Annotated in this window: 15 protein-coding genes; 4 read left to right on the top strand and 11 right to left on the bottom strand. The window is 73.0% G+C overall.

Going from position 1 to position 18,126, the window contains the following annotated elements:
• Positions 1–41 precede the first annotated feature (41 nt).
• Genes cofG through cofC form a run of 4 tightly spaced genes read left to right on the top strand, consistent with a single transcriptional unit; the run spans position 42 to position 5,690 of the window.
• Entirely contained in the window at positions 42–2,450 is a 2,409-nt protein-coding gene (gene cofG / locus RWQ91_RS07410; protein ID WP_314504225.1) for a 7,8-didemethyl-8-hydroxy-5-deazariboflavin synthase CofG, read from the top strand.
• Positions 2,447–3,982, top strand: coding sequence for an NAD(P)/FAD-dependent oxidoreductase (locus RWQ91_RS07405; RefSeq protein WP_314504223.1), 1,536 nt, complete (start codon positions 2,447–2,449; stop codon positions 3,980–3,982). The genes cofG and RWQ91_RS07405 overlap by 4 nt, the downstream gene beginning before the upstream one ends.
• Positions 3,979–5,028, top strand: coding sequence for a glucose-6-phosphate dehydrogenase (coenzyme-F420) (fgd, locus tag RWQ91_RS07400; protein WP_314504220.1), 1,050 nt, complete (start codon positions 3,979–3,981; stop codon positions 5,026–5,028). Before RWQ91_RS07405 ends, fgd begins: the two co-directional genes overlap by 4 nt.
• Positions 5,025–5,690 carry a 2-phospho-L-lactate guanylyltransferase gene (gene cofC / locus RWQ91_RS07395; RefSeq protein WP_314504218.1) on the top strand — a complete coding sequence of 222 codons (666 nt, stop codon included), beginning with the start codon at positions 5,025–5,027 and terminating at the stop codon, positions 5,688–5,690. The genes fgd and cofC overlap by 4 nt, the downstream gene beginning before the upstream one ends.
• Here cofC and RWQ91_RS07390 read toward each other — a convergent pair.
• From RWQ91_RS07390 to RWQ91_RS07340, 11 genes are all read right to left on the bottom strand, one after another.
• On the bottom strand, positions 5,675–6,415 hold the full coding sequence (locus tag RWQ91_RS07390; protein WP_314504215.1) for a sulfite exporter TauE/SafE family protein: 741 nt from the start codon (positions 6,413–6,415) through the stop codon (positions 5,675–5,677). The two genes, cofC and RWQ91_RS07390, sit on opposite strands and share 16 nt — an antisense overlap.
• A 1-nt stretch (position 6,416) precedes the next feature.
• Positions 6,417–7,394 carry a 2-phospho-L-lactate transferase gene (gene cofD / locus RWQ91_RS07385; RefSeq protein WP_314504213.1) on the bottom strand — a complete coding sequence of 326 codons (978 nt, stop codon included), beginning with the start codon at positions 7,392–7,394 and terminating at the stop codon, positions 6,417–6,419.
• The gene (locus tag RWQ91_RS07380; protein WP_314504210.1) at positions 7,391–8,188 is read right to left on the bottom strand and encodes a uroporphyrinogen-III synthase; all 798 of its coding nucleotides are present in this window, start codon (positions 8,186–8,188) and stop codon (positions 7,391–7,393) included. Before RWQ91_RS07380 ends, cofD begins: the two co-directional genes overlap by 4 nt.
• Positions 8,189–8,369: 181 nt before the next feature.
• The gene (locus RWQ91_RS07375; RefSeq protein WP_314504209.1) at positions 8,370–8,669 is read right to left on the bottom strand and encodes a hypothetical protein; all 300 of its coding nucleotides are present in this window, start codon (positions 8,667–8,669) and stop codon (positions 8,370–8,372) included.
• Complete coding sequence (locus RWQ91_RS07370; protein WP_314504206.1) at positions 8,659–9,060, bottom strand: phage holin family protein; 402 nt, start codon at positions 9,058–9,060, stop codon at positions 8,659–8,661. The genes RWQ91_RS07375 and RWQ91_RS07370 overlap by 11 nt, the downstream gene beginning before the upstream one ends.
• Positions 9,061–9,062: 2 nt before the next feature.
• Entirely contained in the window at positions 9,063–9,464 is a 402-nt protein-coding gene (locus RWQ91_RS07365; RefSeq protein WP_314504204.1) for a hypothetical protein, read from the bottom strand.
• A gap of 94 nt (positions 9,465–9,558) precedes the next feature.
• A complete protein-coding gene (locus tag RWQ91_RS07360) occupies positions 9,559–11,019 on the bottom strand; it encodes an FAD-dependent oxidoreductase (RefSeq protein WP_314504201.1) in 1,461 nt (486 codons plus the stop codon).
• Between the two features lie 116 nt (positions 11,020–11,135).
• Positions 11,136–11,945 (bottom strand): ABC transporter ATP-binding protein, encoded by an 810-nt coding sequence (locus RWQ91_RS07355; RefSeq protein ID WP_314504199.1) that lies wholly within the window; start codon positions 11,943–11,945, stop codon positions 11,136–11,138.
• Positions 11,942–12,910 carry an ABC transporter ATP-binding protein gene (locus tag RWQ91_RS07350; protein ID WP_314504196.1) on the bottom strand — a complete coding sequence of 323 codons (969 nt, stop codon included), beginning with the start codon at positions 12,908–12,910 and terminating at the stop codon, positions 11,942–11,944. Before RWQ91_RS07350 ends, RWQ91_RS07355 begins: the two co-directional genes overlap by 4 nt.
• Before the next feature lie 4 nt (positions 12,911–12,914).
• Positions 12,915–15,632 (bottom strand): FtsX-like permease family protein, encoded by a 2,718-nt coding sequence (locus RWQ91_RS07345; protein ID WP_314504194.1) that lies wholly within the window; start codon positions 15,630–15,632, stop codon positions 12,915–12,917.
• On the bottom strand, positions 15,629–18,016 hold the full coding sequence (locus RWQ91_RS07340; protein WP_314504192.1) for an ABC transporter permease: 2,388 nt from the start codon (positions 18,014–18,016) through the stop codon (positions 15,629–15,631). The genes RWQ91_RS07345 and RWQ91_RS07340 overlap by 4 nt, the downstream gene beginning before the upstream one ends.
• Positions 18,017–18,126: the final 110 nt, after the last annotated feature.

The following is an 18,126-nucleotide window of genomic DNA, read 5'->3' as shown; positions in this document are numbered from 1 at the left end:
TCGCGGAGCCGCCGCGCGGCTCGCGGTGCAAGACTGGAACGGTGACTCTGCTCGAACCCGCGCGAGCCGTCGACGGTCCTTCGGTCGCCGACGCCCTTGATCGAGCCGCCGCCGGGGCGCGCCTGGATGCGGCTGACGCCGAGCTCCTGCTCGGCGCCGAGGGCGCGGACTTCGAGCGGATGCTGCGCATCGCCGGCCGCACGCGCGATGCCGGGCTGGCGGCATCCGGTCGTCCCGGCGTCATCACCTACTCGCGCAAGGTCTTCATCCCGCTGACCACGCTGTGCCGCGACCGGTGCCACTACTGCATCTTCGTCGACACTCCCGCGCAGCTTCTCAAGCTGCACAAGCCGACCTACATGTCGCCCGAGCAGGTGCTCACCGTCGCGCGTCAGGGCGCGGCGCTGGGGTGCAAGGAGGCACTCCTGACGCTCGGAGACCGGCCCGAGGACCGCTGGCCCGAAGCTCGCGCATGGCTCGACGAGCACGGCTACACCTCCACGTTGCACTATGTCGGCGCGATGGCGCGGCTCATCACGGCCGAGACCGGCCTGCTCGCGCACCTCAATCCGGGTGTGATGACGGCGGACGAACTGCGGATGCTGCGCCCCACCGCCCCCTCGATGGGCATGATGCTCGAGACGACCTCGCGCCGCCTGTTCGAGGAGCCGGGACAGGTGCACTTCGGCTCGCCGGACAAGGATCCGGATCTGCGCCTGGGCGTCATCGACGACGCCGGGCGCGAGCGAGTGCCCTTCACCACCGGCATCCTCGTCGGCATCGGCGAGACCCTGCGTGACCGGGCCGAGTCGCTCGTCGCGATCCGCGCGTCGCACGAGCGCCATGCCGTCGAGGGTCAGGGGCACGTGCAGGAGGTGATCGTGCAGAACTTCCGCGCGAAACCCCGCACCGCCATGCAGTCCGCGCCGGACGCATCCGTGCTCGAGTACGTGGCGGCGGTCGCCGTCGCCCGGCTCGTCATGGGGCCGAGGATGCGCATCCAGGTGCCGCCCAATCTGTCGGACACCGCCGAGTTCGAGCTGCTGCTGCGTGCGGGCGCCGACGACTGGGGCGGGGTCTCTCCGCTGACGGCCGACCACGTGAACCCGGAGCGCCCCTGGCCGCACCTGTCCGACCTCGCCGCGCGCACCGCCGAGCTGGGCTTCGAGCTGCGCGAGCGCCTGACCGCCCAGCCCGAATACGTCCGGGATGCGGAAACGTGGATCGATCCGGCGCTCCACGCCGCGGTTTCGGCCCTCGCCGACCCGTCCAATGGGCTCGCGGGAGGCCCAGCGCTCGCGAACCCATCCGTTCCCGGCGAGCCCACACGTTCCGACGACCGGGAGCACAGGGGTTCGCCGGGAGGGCAGTGGTTCGGCGAGGCGGTACCGATCCGAGGGCTCGCCGAACGCGCCGCCGCCGACCCGCTCGCCCTTGACGACGCCGAATGGACGAAGCTGCTGCGAGCGACCGGCGCCGACCTCGAGGCGCTGACCTCGACCGCGGACGATGTGCGCCGGTACACGGTGGGCGAGGCGGTGAGCCTCGTGGTCAACCGCAACCTGACCTCCAGCGGATTCCGCACCGCTCCGACCGGGGAGCCGGGCACCTTCACCCTCGCGGACGTCGCAGCGATCGCGGCCGACGCGGCGGACCTGGGTGCGACCGAGATCTGCGTGCAGGGCCTGCTGCCCGCCGACGAGGATCCGCGCGCCTACCTCGACATCGCCCGCGCCATCAGGGCGGCGACGCCGGCGGTCCATCTGCACGCCTACCGCCCGCAGGATGTGCGCGACCTCGCCGACCGCGGTGGTCTCGGCCTCGAGGGCGCCCTCGAGGCGCTGCGGGACGCGGGCGTCGACACGGTTCCCGGCACGGGCGTCAAAGTCCTGAACGAGCGGGTCCGGGCGCTCATCGCACCGGACGACCTCGGGATCGACCGATGGATCGAGGGGATCACGGCCGCCCACCGGGCGGGCTTGCGCTCCACGAGCGTGCTCTTCTATGGGCATGTCGAGACCGCCGAGGAGCGCATCGCGCATCTGCACCGCCTGCGCGAGATCCAGGACCAGACCCGCGGATTCACCGAGTTCGTGCCGATTCCGCTCCCCGGCCCCGCGGGAGGCGTCCCGCTCGTGTCCGGCCGCCTGGCGATCGACGAGCACCGGGCCATGGTCTCGGTCTCCCGGCTGATGCTGAGCGGCAGCATCCCGCACATCCAGATCCCGTGGACGCGGGTGGGCCGCAGCGCCGCCGCGACCCTGCTGCAGTCCGGCGGCGACGACCTGGGCGGCACGCTGCTGGACGGCCGGGTGCTTCCCGAGGCGGGGATCGAGCACGGGCTGGAGCTGCCGATCGCGGATGCCGCGCGCATCGCCGCGGGACTGTTCCGCCCCTTCCGCCAGCGCACGACCGACTACGGCGAGCCCGCCGACCGGGGTCGAGGATGACCCGCGTCGAGGTCGCGATCGTCGGCGCCGGGTTCGCCGGGCTGGGCATGGCCATCGCGCTGCGCAGGGACGGCCGGGAGGACTTCGTCCTCGTGGAGCGGGGGGCGTCGGTCGGAGGCACCTGGCGCGACAACACCTACCCGGGCGTCGCGTGCGACGTGCCCTCCCACCTGTACGGACTCGCCGGCCACCCGAACCCCGACTGGTCGGGCACGTATGCCCGCGGGCATGAGATCCACGCGTACCTCGAGAGCATCGTCGACGCCGAGGAGCTGCGCGATCGCCTGCGGCTTCGCACCGCGATGCGCTGGGCCCACTGGGATGCCGCGGACCAGGTGTGGCGGATTGGCACCGGCACGCCGGGCGCCGCGGCCTCCCTCGCCGGCACCGGCGACGACGTCATCGTGGCCGACGTGCTCGTGCTCGCGTGCGGGCGGCTCACCGAGCCGTCGATTCCGCTGATCACGGGCCTGGAGAGCTTCTCCGGGCCGCTGTTCCACTCCGCCCGCTGGGATCACTCGGCAGACCTCGGGGGCGCTCGCGTGGGGATCGTCGGCACGGGAGCGAGCGCGATTCAGATCCTGCCGGAACTGGCGCGCACGGCGGCGCACGTCACCCTGTTCCAGCGCACTCCCGCATGGATCGTGCCGCGGGGGGGCGACTCCTACTCCGACGCCGACCGCGCGCGGTTCGCGACGACGCCCCAGGCTCTGGAGGCGCTGCGCGCCGACCTGTACGCCGAGGGCGAGGCCCGCTTCGCGTCGCGGGCCGGCGACTCCGACGCCGCGGCCGAGGCGGAGTCCGTCGCCCGGGCGCACCTCGAACGGCAGGTCCCCGACCCGGAGCTGCGGGCCGTGCTCACCCCGGACTACGCCTTCGGCTGCAAGCGCGTGCTGCTTTCGGACGACTTCTACCCCGCCGTGACCTCCGACGCCGTGACGCTCGTGCGCGGCGCCCTCACCGCCGTCGACGGCTCGACCCTCGTCGCATCGGACGGCTCCCGTCATGAGGCGGACGCTCTCGTCTTCGCGACCGGCTTCGCCTCGACCCGTCAGCCGTATGCCGAGCTGATCTCGGGCGAGGGCGGCGTGACGCTCGCCGAGCACTGGTCGCAGGGCATGACGTCCTTCGCCTCCACGGTGGTCTCCGGCTTCCCGAACATGTTCGTCCTGAACGGGCCGAACGCCTCGCTCGGCCATTCCTCCTCGGTGCTCATGATCGAGGAGCAGGCGGCGTACGCCACCCGTGTGCTCGCGGGACGCGGCGGCGATGTGCTGCGCGTCCACCCCGAGGCCGAGCACGCCTATACCCAGGAGATCGCGCGGGCGGCGGCATCCACCCGCTGGATGACCGGCGGATGCCGCAACTGGTACGTCGACGAGCGTTCCGGCCGGCTGACCCTGCTGTGGCCCGGAACCGTCGCGGCGTTCCGGGAGCGACTGGCTCGCGCGGACGGCTCGGAGTTCCTGCCGGCCGGCGGCGCAGAAAAGACACCCACGCCCGCGGAGGGCGTCCCGAGAGGAGCATCATGAGCGCTGCGCAGCATGACGGACAGGCCTTGAGGTTCGGCTACAAGGCTTCGGCCGAGCAGTTCGGACCCAACGAGCTGCTGGAGTTCACGGTGCTCGCCGAGGAGATGGGCTTCGATTCCGTGTTCGTCTCCGACCACCTGCAGCCCTGGCTGCACGAGGGCGGGCACGCGCCGGCATCCATTCCCTGGCTCGGCGCCGCCGGCGCCCGCACCTCGCGGATCCTGCTGGGCACCTCGGTGCTCACCCCCACCTTCCGCTACAACCCGACGGTGATCGCGCAGGACTTCGCGACCCTGGGAGTGATGTACCCCGGGCGCGTCATCCTCGGCGTGGGCACCGGAGAGGCGCTCAACGAGGCGAACCTGGGCTACCCGTGGCCCGACCCGCCCGAGCGGTTCCAGCGGCTGAAGGAGGCGATCACCCTCATCGAGCGGCTGTGGTCCGAGGAGCGCGTCACGTTCGACGGCACGTTCTACACGACCCGCAACATCACGATCTACGACCGGCCCGACCAGCGCGTGCCGATCTACATCGGCGCCGCCGGACCCGCGGCGACCCGCCTGGCCGGGCGCATCGCGGACGGCTTCATCACCACCTCGGGCAAAGCGTCGACGCTGTACACCGACACCCTCCTTCCCGCCCTGCACGAGGGCCTTCAGAAGGCCGGGCGGCCCGCCGACGGCATCGACACCCTCATGGAGGTGAAGGTCTCCTACCACCCCGACGCCGACGTGGCACTCGAGAAGTGCCGCTTCTGGGCGCCCCTGGCACTCAGCCCCGACGAGAAGATGGGCGTCGACGACCCGCTCGAGATGCAGCGCCTCGGCGAGGAGCTGCCGATCGAACGCGCAGCGTCGCGCTTCATCGTCTCGTCCGACCCGGACGAGCACGTGGAGCAGATCGCCCGCTACGTCGACATGGGCTTCCGGCATCTCGTCTTCCATGACCCCGGACACGACCAGGAGCAGTTCCTGCGCACGTACGGAGCCGAGATCCTGCCCCGGCTTCGGGCCCGGTTCGGCCTGAGCGAGCAGTCCGGGGCGTGACGGCAACTCCCCCGCCGGGCTGGGCCGTCATCATCCCGGTCAAGCCCACGTCGGTCGGCAAGTCCCGCCTCGAGATGCCCACGGTCGATCGGGTCACACTCGCCCGTGCGATCGCGCTCGACACGATCGCCGCGGCCTCGGCCTCCGCCGCCGTCGCCCAGGTCTACGTCGTGACCGATGACGCCGCGCTCATCGCGCTGGCCTTCGACATCCCGGGGCTGCGGTTCGTGCCGGAGGACGAGGGCGGCGGCAGACTCCGCGGCATCGACGCGGCCGTGGCAGCCGGTGCCGAGGCCGCCGGGGAGGGGATGCCGCGCGCGGTGCTTCTCGGAGACCTTCCGGCGCTGCGGCCCGGCGACCTCGCGGCGGCCCTCACGGCGGCCGCGGCCCACGAACGGGCCGTCGTCGCCGACGCGGAGGGAACCGGCACCACGCTCGTGACCGCGGCCGGCGGTGTTTCGCTGCGAACGGCATTCGGCGCGGCATCCTATGCCCGGCATCTCGCGCTGGGGTGCGTCGGACTGGAGCTGGAGGGCGCATCCACCGTCCGCCACGACGTCGACACCGCCGAGCAGCTGGCGCTCGCCGGCGGTCTCGGCCTCGGCCCCCGCACGAGCGCTCTGCTCGCCCGCGACGGCAGTCCGGCTCAGATCAACAGGTAGAGCGCGCCGATCACGGTGAACGTGATGACCAGGCGCTCGAAGACCGTCTGGTTCAGGCGGCCGGCGAGCCAGCGTCCGAAGAGGGCGCCCGCGACGACGAGCGGCACCAGCACGAGGTCGATCAGAAGGCCGGGCACCGTGATGAGGCCGAGCCCGATCGAGAACGGCACCTTCGAGATGTTGACGATCGCGAAGAACCACGCGGCGGTGCCGAGGAACTCCTTGACCGGAAACCGCGCGGCGAGGAAGTACATCGACATGACCGGACCGGCGGCGTTGGCCACCATGGTCGTGAAGCCCCCGATCGTGCCGTAGGTGGCCGCCGCGACGCGGTGCGGGCCGTCGTCGGACACCTGCGCTCCCATGCGCCGCCGCAGCAGGGTGATCGCGATCACGGCCAGCAGGATCACACCGATCGTCTTCTTGACCCAGACGTCGTCGGCGAAGAACAGGAAGACCACCCCGAGCAGGATGCCCGCGATGACCGCGGGCGCGAGCCCGAGCAGAGCCTTCCAGTTCGTGTGCTTGCGGTAGGTCAGCACGGCGAACAGGTCGGCGACGATCAGGAGCAGCAGGATGGTTCCGGTCGACTGCTTGGCCGGCAGCACGGCCGCGAAGATCGCGACCGAGACGGTCCCGGCCCCGGGAACCGCGGTCTTGGAGAGGCCGACGACGATCGCGGCGAGGCCGAGAAGCGCCCAGGCGAGCCAGGAGAGTTCCGCCATGTCAGTGCCCGGCCGTCTGCAGCGCGGCTTCGGCCAGCGCCGCCGAGGTCGCTGCGTCCCGCATCCACAGCGGTGTCACGACCGGGCGGATTCCCACGCGGGCGATGTCGGCCGCCGATGCCGCGTCCTCCTCCGCGATCAGCCAGTCATCGAGCAGTCCGCCGCCCGAGCGCGCGCCGTAGTGCGCGGCGACGGCGAGGGCCGAGGTCTCCACGCCGATCGCGGACAGGCAGACATCGGCCATGCCCCGCACGACCCGCCCGCCGATGATCGGCGAGACGCCGACGACCCGTCCGCGCGCGGACCGCACGGCGTCGTGGATGCCGGGAACGGCGAGGATCGGGCCGATGGAGACGACGGGGTTGGAGGGGGCGATCAGCACGAGATCGGCCGCGGCGAGGGCCTCGAGCACACCGGGCGCCGGCACAACGGCGTCGATGCCGGGGTTCTCGAACCGGGCGGGGCGCAGCGCCGCGCGGTGGCGCGTCCACCACTCCTGGAAGTGCATGACCCGCCCGTCCTCGAGCACGACCCGCGTGTCCACCTCGGCGTCGGTCATGGGCAGCAGTCGCGCGCCGAGGGGCCAGCGCGCCGACATCCGCTCGATCACCTGCGTCGGCGTCGATCCTTCGCGCAGCCACCCGGTGCGGGCGAGATGCGTGCCGAGGTCGAGGTCGCCGAGCGTGAACCAGGGCCACCCGGCGCGCCACTCCTGCAGCTCGGAATTGACGCGCTCGCTGTCGCCGGCGCGGCCCCAGCCCCGCTCGGTGTCGTTGACCCCGGCGAGGGCGTAGACGATCGAGTCGACGTCCGGCTGCAGGCGGACGCCCGACAGCCAGAGGTCATCGCCGGTGTTCACGACGATGTCGAAGCCGGATGCCGGGGCTGCGGCATCCACTCGCCCCTCCAGCGCCGCGCGCAGGCCGAGACAGAAGCGGGAGCCGCCGACGCCCCCGGCCAGCACGACGACGCGGGTCAAGGCGCGAATTCGTCCGCGGCGTGCGGGAGGGTGAAGCGTGCGACAGCGTCGATGAGCGCGTCGACGGTCTGCGTGGCGGCCACGACGTCGACGGAGAGCCCCGCGCGGCGCGCGTCCTTCGCGGTGCGGGGTCCGATCGCGGCGATCACCGTCGTGTCGGGGATGTGCGGGAACTGCTGACGCACCTGCTCGGCGACCGAGCCGCTCGTGACCAGGATCGCGTTGATGCGCCCGTTGCGCACGTCCTCGGCGATGCGGTCGGTGACCGGCACCCCGACGGTGCGGTACGCCACGACGCTGCGCACGCGATGACCCGCCTCGGCCAGCAGGCGTGTGAGAACGGGCTTGGCGATCTCGCTGCGCAGGGTCAGGATGTCGCGCGGCTCCGGCTCGAGGGCGATCATCTGCTCGGCCATTCCGGCTGCCGAGTTGTCGCGCTCCGGAACGAGGTCGACGCGGTAGCCGACCGCCTGCAGTGCGGCGGCGGTCGTCTCGCCGACGGCGGCGACCTTCGTCGCGGCGGGAATCGTGGCACGGTGCGCGAAGAGCACGTCCACCGTCGTGGCGCTGGTCACCGTGAGCCAGTCGAACGCGCCGGCCTCGAGGTCGGCGAGCGCCTGATCCAGCGTGGCCTGGTCGTTCGTGGGCGCGAAGTTGATGAGGGGCGCGACCACGGGGATCGCTCCCTGGTGCCGCAGGGTGGCCGCCACGCCATCGCCCCACGGGCCGCCGCGCGGCACGAGCACGCGCCAGCCCACGAGGGGCTTGGGCGGCTGCTGGGGGGCGTGGTTCATAGGGTTGGGCTCTCGTGGTGCGCGGTCAGCCGCCCCAAAAGATCGAGCAACCGACAGACGATTTCAGACCTCGGGTGAGACGGTCCGCGCCGTCGGCAGCATTCGCACCATCGCACTGCCTGACCCTTCGAGCATACTCCCGGGCAGGGAACTCATGATGCGGCGCTTCGGTGCCTGCAGATCAGCGGGTGTACAGCCGAACGGCCGCCCACACGATCGCCCCCACCGCGGCGGCGCCGGTGACGACGGCCGCGGTCGTCGCACCCGGATTGCGGCGCGAGAACGCCCGGGCCTTCACTATCGTGCGGTCGGTCACCTGCATCACCCGCCGCGGCACGTTGGCCTTCTGCTCGATGGCGGCCAGTGCCGCCTTCAGCTCGGCGCGGGCCTGCTCGACCGGATCGGCGATGCCGATCGGCACTGCGGTGCGCGGGACCGCGACTGTGGTGCGGGACACCGGAACGGGTGAGTTAGAGCTCATCGCGCACCTCCTTGACATCCTGGACGATCGACTGGACCGGGTTCTGAGCCGCCGCCACCTTGCGGAAGCGCTGGACGCCCAGCAGAGCGAACACCACCGCGACCAGCAGCAGCACGATCAGCACCACGAGGGAGGCCACCCAGGCCGGCCACCAGGACGACAGCCCGATGATCGCGAACGCGAGCAGCGCTCCGACGGACCAGAACAGGAAGAACAGCGCCACGGCGATCCAGCCGGCACCGAACCCCGCGTCCTTGGACGTGCGTCGCACCCAGGCCTTGCCCGCGTCGATCTCGGCGATCACGAGATTGCGGATGAGCTCCGGGATCTCGCCGATCAGCGTGAACAGGCTGTCGTCGTTGCGATCCCGGAAGCCGCGGGGAGTGGTCACAGTCAGGCTCCGTTGCGCGGCTCGCCCGCGGCCGCGGAGATGTCGTCGAACGCGCCGTCCGCCGTCTCCTTCACAGCGCGCGCCGACGTTCCGGCAGCGCGGCTCACGTCATCGACCTGGTCGCGGCCGCTCTTGATCGCCGCGTCCAGCTTCTGCCCGGGCGTCGTGCCCTTCGAGGTCGCCGACTTCGTGACCTTGACCGCGCTGTCCCACAGCGTGCTCGGCAGCGCCATCGCGGTGGATTTTGCGAAGTCCTTCGCCTTGGTCACCTGCTCCTGCACCGGCTCGAGGTTCCAGACCTTGTCGACCTGCTCCTTGATCTGCTCGTACCGTTCGCGTCCCGCGCGGGTGCCGAGCACATAGCCGGCCGCGAGTCCGATGATGAGCCCTACTTTGCCCCTCATGGGGTCTCCTTCCGCTCGATGGACGAGGTGTCTGCACCCAGGGTAGCCCTGTATGCCCATTCCGTTATCCCGTGGCCATACGGCAATGGCTGTGCTAGAACGACGCGTCCGCGGCGCCGCCCCACAGGGCATCCCGTTTCACGCGCTCCGCTTCGGCGAGGGCGTCGGGGACGACCTGCGCGAGGCCCGTGCCCGCGATCCAGGCGCCGACGACGGCGAGGCCCGGGATGTCGTGGATCGCGCTGCGGGCCGCTTCGGAGGCCTCACGGTGGCCTCGTGCGGACACCGGCGGCGGCTGGGACCACCGCGCTCGCTGGAATCCGCGCAGGCGAGCCCTCTCGAGCGGCACGTCGAGGAGCGCGCCCGCCTCGGCCAGGGCCAGTTCGGCCGCCGCCTCGTCGTCGAGGTCGGCGGTGGCCGGCACGACACCGGGTCCGCCGAAGATGACCTTGAGCACGGCCGTGCCGGGCGGGGCCGTCATCCAGGGCCAGCGCGCCGTGGAATCCGTGATGGATGCCGCCACCGCGGTGCCCGCGACCGGATACACCGCGGTGCGCGGCGGCGCCGCGGTCAGTTCGGGGGAATCGACGACGAGGGTGAGCACCTCGAGCTCGACCAGGGGCGCGGCCTCGAGCGACGGGACGCACGCGGCCAGCAGGCGCTGCGCGTGCTCCCCGCCGGTCGCGACGATGACGGCATCCGCGATCTCGACCTCCGCTTCGGTGCCGGTCGCGGCGGGGTCGGCCACCACACGCCATCGGCCGTCCTCGAGCGGCTCGATGCGGTCGGCTGCCGTGCGCAGGCGGATCTCGGCCCCGAGGGCGGTGAGTCGCTCGACCAGGGCGTCGACCAGGCGGGTCATGCCGCCATCCAGCGTTTCGAGGGCGGGTCCGGCGGGGCGCGGACCGGCGCGCAGCTGCGAGACCGCGCCGCTGAGCGACCCGGTGTTGGTCAGAGCGGCGTTCAGGCCCGGCGCGACCACTTCGACGTCGACGTCGTCGGGATGGATCGCGAAGCCGCCCAGGCTGAGCGGTGCGACGATGCGATCCAGCACGAGCTCTCCCATGCGCGAGCGGACGAGGCGCCCGAGGCTGCGCTCCTGCCCGATCGTCAGCGGAGGGCGGATGCGGTCGACGTAGGCGCGCCAGGCTCCCCGCCACCCGATCATGCGGCGCACACCCTCCTCGAACGGGTACTGCGGGATGCCTCGGAGGGACTCCGGCGGCACGGGCGCCGCGCCCCCGGGCGGGCCCGAGATCCACTCCGCCCGCGGTGCGGCGGCGACCACCGCGTCGGCGAGGCCGAGCTCATCGACGAGCGCGCGCACCGCTCCCCCGCGGGTGGCGTAGCCCTCAGCACCGAGATCCACGCGGACGCCGGCGATCTCCTCGGTGCGGATCGCGCCCCCCGCCCGGTGCGATGCCTCCAGCACCGTCACGCGCATGCCGACCTTCGCGCAGGCGAGCGCGGCGACCAGGCCGCCGATGCCCGCGCCGATCACGACGACGTGCGTCCCGTGCGCGTGCGCCGCGAGGTCCTCGAGGGGGCTGTCCACCCGTTCATCCTCGCACCGCCGGCCCCCCGACCCGTGAGACGCCAACTGCACGTCGAGACGGTGGGGCTACCCCGCCGTCTCGACGTGCAGATGTCGTCTCACGGTAAGGGGCGGGGTCAGGGGGCGTCGCGCTGAGCGCGCGCCTGGGCGCGGGTCAGCGGCGGTGCGTCGACGAGCGGTGCGTCGCCGGGCGGCGCGTCGACGGGCAGCGGGACCTCGCCGGCTCGGGATGCCGCGGCATCCGCCCCCGTCGACTCCGAGGTGATGCGCCCGTCGTGCAGCTCGACCACCCGGTCGGCGCGCTGGACCAGGAGCGGGTCGTGCGTGGAGACCACGGCGGCGATGCCCCGGGTGTGCACCAGATCGACGATCAGATCCATGACCGTCGAGGCGGTACGGGAGTCCAGCTGGCCGGTCGGCTCGTCCGCGATCAGCACGTGCGGGCGGGCGACGATCGCCCGGGCGATGCCGACCCGCTGCTGCTGACCGCCGGAGAGCTCCCCCGGCCGCTGCGCCGCGTGATCGGCGAGCCCGACGAGGCGCAGCGCCTCGGCGACGCGCTCATCGCGTTCGGCCGGAGCGGTGCGGGCGATGCGCAGCGGCAGCTCGACGTTCTCGGCGGCGGAGAGCACCGGGATGAGCCCGAAGGACTGGAACACGAATCCGAGCTGCTCGCGTCGCACCTGCGCCAACGCGTCCTCGTCGAGCGTCGTCGCCTCGACCTCCCCGATCCAGACCCGGCCGGAGGTCGGTCGATCGAGGCCCCCGAGCAGGTTCAGCAGCGTGGTCTTCCCGGCTCCGGATGCCCCGCGCACGACCACCAGCTCGCCGGGGTGCACCTCGATGTCGATGTCGACGCACGCGTGCACGTCTCCCGCCGACGACGAGAACGTCCGCGTGAGCTTCTCCGCGCGCAGTGCGGTCATGATCCTTCATCCTGTCGCTTTTCGTCGGCTCTCGCGTCGGACGCATCCGCGGCCGGCCGGCCCGGCCAGACCCCCACATGGTCGGGCTCCAGCGCCAGCCGCACACGCTCGCGCAGGTCGAGCGCCGTGACGAACTCGTCGGGCAGCTGCAGGCGGCCTACGCGGTCCACGACCGCGTACTCCTCCGCGACGTGCTCCTCTGCGCCGTGCTCGTCGAGCCGGGTGGAGCGCAGCACCTCGGTCGAGGTGCGCCCGTCGCGGATCTGCACGGTGCGCGCCACGTGCTCCGAGACGCTCGGGTCGTGCGTGACGATGAGCGTCGTGACGCCCAGTTCGCGGTTGACCGAGCGCATCGCTTCGAGCACGTGCGCGCTGGTCGTGTCGTCGAGCTCGCCGGTCGGCTCATCGGCCAGCAGCACGCGGGGGCTGTTCGCGATGCCGACCGCGATCGCGACCCGCTGCTGCTCGCCCCCCGACATCTCGGCCGGTCGCCGCTCGGCGCAGTGCGAGACCTCGAGCAGATCCAGCAGCTGCGCCACACGCGCCCGGCGGGCGGCGGCGCCCCTGGGCTCGCCGGTCACCGCCAGCGCGGCAGCGACGTTCTCGCCCGCGGTCAGGTACGGCAGCAGGTTGCGCGAGGTCTGCTGCCACACGAAGCCGACGCTGCGGCGGCGGAACGCGACGCGCTCCTTCTCCTTCATCGTCAGCAGGTCATGCCCCGCGACCCACGCGACTCCGGCGGTGGGCTGGTCGAGGCTGGACAGGATCGACAGCAGCGTCGATTTGCCCGACCCGGAGGCTCCGATCACGGCGACCAGCTCCCCGGGGTCGATGCGCAGGTTCAGCCCCTGCAGCGCCTGCACCTCCACGCTCTGCCCCGCGCCGGAGAACACCTTGAAGATGCGCACGAGATCCACGCACAGGATGTCCGCTTCCGCGGCGGTAGCGGTGACAGGGTCGGCCATGGTCCTATCCTTCCTCGACGGTGCGCAGCGCGCTCGCGGCGCGTGCACGACGTGACACCCACAGGGCGACGACGGTGAAGGCCGCTCCGAGCAGGACGAAGCCCCCGAGCGTGATCGCCAGGGTGACGGCATCCACGTGATAGCCCGGTTGAACGCTCGAGCCGGTGAACGAGCGCAGGTCGACGCCGGCCAGCACGACGAGGGGAACGATCGCGCCGAACACCGTGCCCGCGATGATCGCGGCGATCGCGGGCGGTCCGATCTCCCACAGGGCGAGCGAGGTCGCCGACCTCCGCGGTGCACCGAGGGTGCGCAGCAGCGCGAGCACGCGCGCGCGCGGCCGGGCGGCGAGCGTGAGCGTCATGACGATCGCGAGCGCGCTCAGAAGCGCGGCGATCCCCGTCGCCGCGAGCAGCGAGATGCGCACGCCCTGCACCGAGGGGCTGGACTGGATGCCGGCCACGATGCGGTCGACGGACTCGATCCGCACCGACCCGCCGAGCTGCGTGCGCACCGCCGCAGAGACATCGTCGACGGATGCCGCGGGCGTGAGTGCCAGCAGGAGCGTGCGGTCCGAGGGATCGCGCCCGATCACCTCGGGCGCGTACGACGCGTCGATCGCGACCCAGTTCTCGCGGGTGCCGATGGGACTGGGGCCGCTCGAGACGCCGACCACTTCGACGTCGGTCGCATTGACCCGCACGTCCTCCGAGCCGTCGATCCGCTCGGCCGTGGCGGCGGCGACGATCACCGGCACCGGGTCGGCGCCCTGCTCGAGCGTCGTGCCCGCCGGCAGCAGACCCGGACCCTCGCCCTGAACCGTGCGCAGGTCGGCGGCATCCACGACGAACACCGACGTCGGCCGCTTCTGCCCGTCGATGTCGAGCGTCGCCGTCTCGGCGCCCGAGATCCCGGTCGCCGCCTCGACGCCTTCGATCGCCTGCACCCGGGCCAGCTGCTCGGCGGTGAAGGACCCGCCCGTGACCTTGAGATCGGCGCCCACCTCCGCCTGCGCGGCGCGCGTGACGCCCTCCTGCAACGACGAGAGCAGGACGCCCGACGAGACCGCTACCGAGACGCCGACCACGAGCGCCAGCACCGGTGTCAGCCCGATGGCCGGTTCTCGCAGCGCCCGCGCGGCGCCCAGGAACGACCCGAGTGCAGGCGCGCGACGGGCGGATTCGAGCACCCGCCGCAGCGGCAGCGGGTACAGGCGCAGTGTGATCAGGCACGCGACCAGAGCCAGCAGCAGCGGCGTCGCGGCCTGCAGCAGGTCGACCCCGTCAGCGCTGCTCGTGCCGCGCAGGAACAGCAGCGACACCGCGGCCGCGGCGAGCGCCAGCACGATGCCCTCGGCGATCAGCCGCACACGGGATCCGCGGCGCCCGAGATCCGCCCGCGCAGGACGCTCGGATGCCGCGGCGGCGAGCGCCGCGAGGATGACGGGCGGCGCGAGCGCCAGCAGCAGCGCCGGCAGCAGCAGGGCCGGCGTGAACGCGGACCCCCAGGTGATCCTTCCGACCGCGAGCCCCAGCAGCAGCCCCAGCAGCGCCGGGACGACACCGAGGAGCGCTCCCTCGGTGCCGAGCAGGCTGCGCAGCTGACCGACCGAGGCTCCGCGCGCCGAGAGCAGACGCAGGGCCGACCTGCGTCGCTCGAGCACGAGCCGGCACCCCAGCACGAGTACTGCGGCGGCCACGCCGACGGGTCCGGCGATGATCATGGCGATCAGGCCTGCGGTCGCGGCCTGCTGGGCGAGCGCCTGTTCGATCGTGGCCGTCACATCGGCGGTGAAGCGCAGGCTCAGGATGCCGACCCCGTCGGCCGAGCTGCCGATGGTGTGCGAGACGGCCGTCAGCTTGCGCAGGGCCGCCGCGGTCTCCGGCGCGGTCGAGGCGTCGATCCCGCTGGTGTCGAACGGGAACCAGACTGTCGTCTCCTGCCGGCCCGGCAGCGAGAACGCGATGGGCAGCGAGGCCGGGTTCGCATACCCGGTCCCTGTCACGGTGCGAGGGCGGTTGCCGTCGTCGAAGATGTTGGGCTGCAGCACGGAGGACACGTGCTGCCAGTAGTCGCTCTGGGCATCGACCGCCTCGAACAGTCCGGTGAGCACGATCGCCGTGCGGTAGCCGCCGAGGGAGGTGGTCCGCGCCTCGCCGACGGGCCAGTCGATCTCGGCCGCCGTATCGGTGGAGAGCACGATCTCGACCGTCGCGTTCACCTCGCCGTCCTGCGGGACGTCCTGGGCGGTCGCCGGCTCGGGCGCGCGGCCCTCGACGATGCGGATCTCGTCGGCGTACGCGGGGTCGAAGGCGACGGTGACCAGGCCGCTCGGCGCGGTCTCGGCAAGCGGCAGATCCAGGCTCGTGCCCACCATGCGCGCGGGAGCCAGCAGCGACGGGAGCGGCGGGTCGGCCTGAGTGCGGATCTGGTCGACGCTGTCCTGGAAGGCAGCCCACACCTCGTCGCCGGTCAGGGCGGGGTCGACAGGCTGCGAGGCCGACTGGGGCAGGCCGGCCACGGTGGTCGCGACGTCGCGGTCCAGGGCGCCCAGGCTCGACAGCCGGTCGCGGAGCGCGGCGTCGGCGAGTGTGCCCAGCGCCAGCGGCGCCAGCGTCGCGACGAGCGCGAGCAGAAGCACGAGCCCCGCGACGGTCGACCCGCCCGAGCGGGCGCGGAGATGCCGCAGAACGAGCGCCGGCGTCGTGACGCGGCGGCTCATCGCGCGTCCTCGCCGACGGTCGCGGTGCGGGCGGCACGGTCGACGCCGAGGGTCGTGGCGATGACGACGACCGAGAGCCCGGCACCGAGCACGACCAGGGCGACCACGAGACCCGGCCAGGCGAGGCTCACGGGCGTTCCCAGGGAGAGGATGCCGGGGGTCACCGCCCGAACGAGGTCGGGCACGATGAGCCACGACACGAGCAGGCCTGCCGGCATCCCGAGGACGACCGACGCGCCGAACACGGCACCGAGCTCTGCCGCGCGCAGGCGCGCCTGGCGCCGGTGCGGCACACCCAGAGCCCGCAGCACGCCGAGCTCGCGGCGCCGGGCCAGCACCAGGGTCTGCGCGATCGCCGACGCCGCGAGCAGCGACAACACGACCGATCCGGCCGTCGCGATCCACCACCCGACCACGAGGGCGCTCACGATGGTGTCGGCGACGCCGGGCGAAGCGGTCGCGACCGGCCGGTCATCGAGCGCCGCGCTGAGCGCCGCGTCGGCCGATGTGGAACCGGACGCCCACACCGAGGTGGCGCTGACGAGCGACGTGCCGCGCTGCAGCATGGATGCCTCGAGCACCTCCAGCGGTGCGAAGGCCGCCAGCCCTGTCGCGGCGCCGGGCACGGCATCCACGATCTCAGCGATCTCGAGACCGCCGCGACGCCCCGTGCCCGCGTAGCGGAACTCGATCTCGTCGCCGACCGCGAGCCCCAGTCGGGCCGCGAGCGCGGTGCTCAGCACGGCACGGACGGGAGCTTCCTCTTCGGCACCCGTCGACGCGTCGGCGGCACCCGCCGTGCCGTCGGCGAGCCAGACGACCTGTTCCGGCGCGCCCTGATCCACGACGGCCCCACCTGCCACCTCGAGCGCGTCGGCGCCGAGCGCCTCGACGGCGGTGACAGCGACCTCCACCGTCGCGTTCGCGAAGCTGGCCGGCACCGATGCGGTCAGGGCGAGGAGGCTCCAGGGCGCCGTTCCCTCGGGCAGGTCCGCTTCGGCAGACAGAGTGACCACGCCGTCGATCGGCTCGGGGACCGCGGCGGCGTCGAGGCGCAGCGTCGCGGCGGCGCCGTTCGCGTCGAGCAGGGTCGCCGCCAGGACGACCGACGCGGCCGCGCTCTCGCGCGAGGAGCCGACCGTGGCCGTGACGCGCAGTCCGGTCGCGGACGGGCCGAGGGGCAGCGGCGCGGCCGCGACGCTGCCGCCCGCGGGGACGACGGCCGCGGCGAGCGCCTGCGGATCGACGAGTCCGCCCGCCGGGGACACGACGGTCTCGATCGCTGCGCTCGGAACGGCGATCAGCTGCGCGTCGGTGCTGCCGATCTCGATGGGCACGACCAGCGCCGGGGCGGCGGCATCCACCCCGTCGACGGATGCCGCAGCCCCGACGACCGCAGGCGTCGCTGCGTCCGGCTGGAGGTCCACGCGCAGGTCGGCACCCGCTCGCAGCGCCGCGGAGTCGGTCGCCATCGCCGTCCAGGTGGAGCTGTAGGCGGCGGCGAACACGGTCTGGGCGACGGTCAGGCCGACCAGGAGCACCGCGACCGCGTAGATCGGAAGTCGCCGGGCGACCTGTCGGGCGGGATAGGCGGGCGCGAGCCCGGGTGCCGCGGCGGCGGGAAGCACCGATGCGGCGGCGCCGGCGCCGAACACCGCGAGGACGAGGGCGGCAGCCGCCATCAGCACGACCGTGGGGGCCAGCGCGGCGATGGGGTCGAACCCCGCTCCGCGCACCAGGCGCAGCTGCCAGATCACGAACGCAGCGGCCAGCGCGAGCACGACGACGGCGGCCACGGTGGTCACGCGTGCTCCGCGGCCGGCGACGCTGCGAGGTCGCGATGCCACCACCATCACCAGGGCGAGGACGGCCGCGGTGGCCAGGGCGATCCACCACAGCGATGCCACCCCGCCCGCGGAGCCGACGGCCACCAGGGCAACGAGCGCGGCGATCGCGAGACCCGCAGCCGCCCCGACCACCGCCACGGCTGCCGCCTCGATCGCGTTGCCGACCGTCGCCTGCCGGCGGGAGAGTCCCCGGGCCCGGAGGTTCGCGGTCTCCTGTTCGCGGGCGGCCGCGAGAAGGCGCGCCAGCTGCGCCGCAGCCGTCCCGGCCAGGATCACCACGAGCAGCACCAGCGCGGGTGCGGCCGAGATCAGCGCGATCACGCCGTCCTCGACCTGCGCGGCGACCTCCTCGGGCGGCACGCCCGGAGGGGCGGCATCCCCCGCCCGCGTCACGGCGGCGAGCAGCCACGCTGCCAGGGTGCAGACCGTCGCGACCGCCACGGCGACCGTCGCGGTCGCGCTCACGAGCAGCCCCCGCCGGGCGACCGCACGACGGCCGAGCAGGCTCGCCGTCGTCAGCGCGCGAGCGTCGACCATGGCGTCGTCCTCCGGGGGTGTCAGGCGTGAGCGCTCGCATCGCGCTCCCTTCAACCTAATCGACGTCGTCCGTGCGGCAACGGCCGCCTGGCTGGACGGGGCCCGCCGGT

The sequence above is a fragment of the uncultured Microbacterium sp. genome, from assembly GCF_963524805.1.
Classification (GTDB): Bacteria; Actinomycetota; Actinomycetes; order Actinomycetales; family Microbacteriaceae; genus Microbacterium.
The sequence above is the reverse complement of the archived record's forward strand: the minus strand, read 5'-3'. Positions and strand labels throughout refer to the sequence as shown.

Excerpts from the sequence above, each read along its gene's own strand:
- RWQ91_RS07405 (WP_314504223.1), top strand. The coding sequence starts at position 2,447 with ATGACCCGCGTCGAGGTCGCGATCGTCGGCGCCGGGTTCGCCGGGCTG.
- fgd (WP_314504220.1), top strand. The coding sequence starts at position 3,979 with ATGAGCGCTGCGCAGCATGACGGACAGGCCTTGAGGTTCGGCTACAAG.
- RWQ91_RS07390 (WP_314504215.1), bottom strand. The coding sequence starts at position 6,415 with ATGGCGGAACTCTCCTGGCTCGCCTGGGCGCTTCTCGGCCTCGCCGCG.
- RWQ91_RS07380 (WP_314504210.1), bottom strand. The coding sequence starts at position 8,188 with ATGAACCACGCCCCCCAGCAGCCGCCCAAGCCCCTCGTGGGCTGGCGC.
- RWQ91_RS07375 (WP_314504209.1), bottom strand. The coding sequence starts at position 8,669 with ATGAGCTCTAACTCACCCGTTCCGGTGTCCCGCACCACAGTCGCGGTC.
- RWQ91_RS07365 (WP_314504204.1), bottom strand. The coding sequence starts at position 9,464 with ATGAGGGGCAAAGTAGGGCTCATCATCGGACTCGCGGCCGGCTATGTG.
- RWQ91_RS07355 (WP_314504199.1), bottom strand. The coding sequence starts at position 11,945 with ATGACCGCACTGCGCGCGGAGAAGCTCACGCGGACGTTCTCGTCGTCG.
- RWQ91_RS07350 (WP_314504196.1), bottom strand. The coding sequence starts at position 12,910 with ATGGCCGACCCTGTCACCGCTACCGCCGCGGAAGCGGACATCCTGTGC.
- RWQ91_RS07345 (WP_314504194.1), bottom strand. The coding sequence starts at position 15,632 with ATGAGCCGCCGCGTCACGACGCCGGCGCTCGTTCTGCGGCATCTCCGC.
- RWQ91_RS07340 (WP_314504192.1), bottom strand. The coding sequence starts at position 18,016 with ATGGTCGACGCTCGCGCGCTGACGACGGCGAGCCTGCTCGGCCGTCGT.